General features: G+C 66.3%; 2 protein-coding genes and 2 pseudogenes. 2 read left to right on the top strand and 2 right to left on the bottom strand.

The features are described 5' to 3' along the window. Window positions 1-667, top strand: a 667-nt coding sequence (locus H928_RS0104805; RefSeq protein ID WP_021025491.1) for a DMT family transporter, incomplete at its 5' end; no start/stop codon positions are given. A gap of 142 nt (window positions 668-809) precedes the next feature. Continuing rightward, a complete protein-coding gene (locus H928_RS0104810) occupies window positions 810-1667 on the top strand; it encodes a M48 family metallopeptidase (RefSeq protein WP_027010560.1) in 858 nt (285 codons plus the stop codon). 126 nt (window positions 1668-1793) lie between these two features. Here the strand turns inward: H928_RS0104810 and H928_RS33025 are convergent. Together H928_RS33025 and H928_RS32075 are read right to left on the bottom strand one after the other, a co-directional pair. Beyond that, window positions 1794-1985: pseudogene (locus H928_RS33025) on the bottom strand (DUF2218 domain-containing protein); the annotation flags it as partial. Between the two features lie 5 nt (window positions 1986-1990). Further along, window positions 1991-2171: pseudogene (locus H928_RS32075) on the bottom strand (alpha/beta hydrolase); the annotation flags it as partial.

A 2171-nucleotide genomic window follows, 5' to 3' on the forward strand; every position in this document is an offset into this window, starting at 1 on the left:
GTTCTTCTGGGCATCGCTGGGCATTGGCGGCTACAGCGTGTTTTTCTACGCCGGCCTGCAGATGGCCGGTGTGGGCGTGGGCACGGCCGTGGCCATTGGCAGCAGCCCCATCTGGGCGGGCCTGCTGCAGGCCGTCGTGCTGCGCGCGCCGCTGTCGCCGCTGTGGTGGCTGGGCACCCTGGTCAGCGTGGCCGGTGGTGTGGCCATGGTGATGGGCGAGGGCGGCAGCAGCCAGGTCTCCTGGCCCGGCTTGGTGCTGTGCCTGCTGGCGGGCCTGTCCTATGCCGGCTATGCGCTGGTCAACAAGCGCCTGGTCAGCCATATGTCCCCCAAGGTGGTGAACTTCTATGTGTTCAGCGGCGCGGCGCTGCTCGCGCTGCCGGTGGCCGCGCTGTATGCGGGCATGCCGCAGTGGAGCCTGTCTGCGGTACTGGTTGTCGTCTATCTGGGCGCCGTTGTCTCGGGCATTGCACACTTGCTGTTCTCGATGGGCCTGCGCCATATCTCGGGGCCCACTGGGGTGGCGCTCAGCCTGATTGAGCCCGTCGCTGCCTTTGTGCTGGCCGTGTGGATCGTCGGCGAACACCAGCCCTGGGTGGCCTGGGTGGGCTTGGCGGCGGTGCTGCTGGGGCTGTGGGTGGTGGTGAAAGCGGAGATGCGGGCTTGATTTGTTCAGACAACGAAGTGGGATTTGGCCATTGGGTGACACTCTTGCTTCGGTGATCTGCTTGTTGGGCCAGGGCGATAGTTTTAGCCACAAGCTGGTTAAAAACTTGTGCAAACATCGTGTTTTCATGATTGGAACTGGAATGCCTGATCTGCCCCATCCCTCACCATTGTTCAGCTGTGCCTGCCATGGGCGCCGCGCCTGGCTGCAGACCCTGGTCGCAGGGGCTGCCGTGGTGGGTGCCGGTAGCGCGGGCAGTGCCTGGGCGCAGGTGGATGTAGGCAAGTCATCGGCGCTGCGCAACCTGGTGCCGGCCGAAGCGCTGGAGCAGGCGGCGCAGCAGCAGTACGGGGAGCTGCTGGCGCAGGCCAAGCAGCAGGGCGCATTGGCGGGGCCGGGCAATGCCCAGCTGCAGCGCCTGCAGACGATTGCCCAGCGCCTGATTGCACAGGCCCTGCCCTGGAACCCGCGCGCCAAGGACTGGAAGTGGCAGGTGAACCTGATCGGCAGCAAGCAGGTCAACGCCTTTTGCATGCCCGGCGGCAAGATCGTGTTCTACACCGGGCTCATTGACCAGCTCCAGCTGAGTGACGACGAGATTGCGATGGTGATGGGCCATGAGATGGCCCATGCGCTGCGCGAGCATTCCCGCGAGCAGCTGGCCAAGACCCAGGCCACCGGGCTGGGCATCCGCCTGGGCGCGGCGATTTTTGGCCTGGGCGATATGGGTACCGCCGCCGCCAACCTGGGCGGCCAGCTGCTGACGCTCAAGTTCAGCCGCTCCGATGAATCCGATGCCGATCTGGTGGGGCTGGAGATCGCTGCACGTGCCGGCTATGCACCGCAGGCCGCCGTCAGCTTGTGGGAGAAGATGGGCGCGGCCACCGGCAAGGGCGGCATTGGCTTTCTGTCCACCCACCCGACCGGACCCAACCGCATCGCCAGCCTGCAGGCCAATGTGCCCAAGGTGCAAGGCCTCTACGAGCAAGCCAAGCGCTAAACGGTCTTTGAACAGGTTCTTACACCCAGGCCACCACCATCGGGTTCTTGCGCGAGAACAGCGCCCATGCGCGTCGATTGCATGGCGTACCCTGGCCAGTGCCTCGGCATTGTCAGCGCTGCAGACAAAGGACAGCATGTCGCCCTCGGCCCGCAGGCTGCAGTGGCCCCAGGGGAACTGGGCCTCGCCCTGGTGGCTGTCGTACTGCACGCTGATCTTGCGGCTGAAGTGGTAGCACAGGCGCTGCAGATAGCGGCTGGCCTCCGGGGTGGCGACCTGGCCTTGGGTGCTGAGGCTTGTCAGCGCGGGCTCGGACATGGCACTCAGTCCTCGATCGCCATTGCCAGCGCCTTCTGTGCCGCTGGCAGCATGGCGCTGCCATGGTCGGCACCGGGAAAGCTGGCATAGCGCAGCGCCAGGCCTGGCGCGCCGCGCAGGCCCTCCATCAGCGCGGGGATGCCCGGGGCGCTCTGGCGCTGGCGCCGTATGGCGTCGCGGGCCGGG

This window comes from Comamonas sp. B-9, assembly GCF_000410635.1.
Classification (GTDB): domain Bacteria; phylum Pseudomonadota; class Gammaproteobacteria; order Burkholderiales; family Burkholderiaceae_C; genus Comamonas.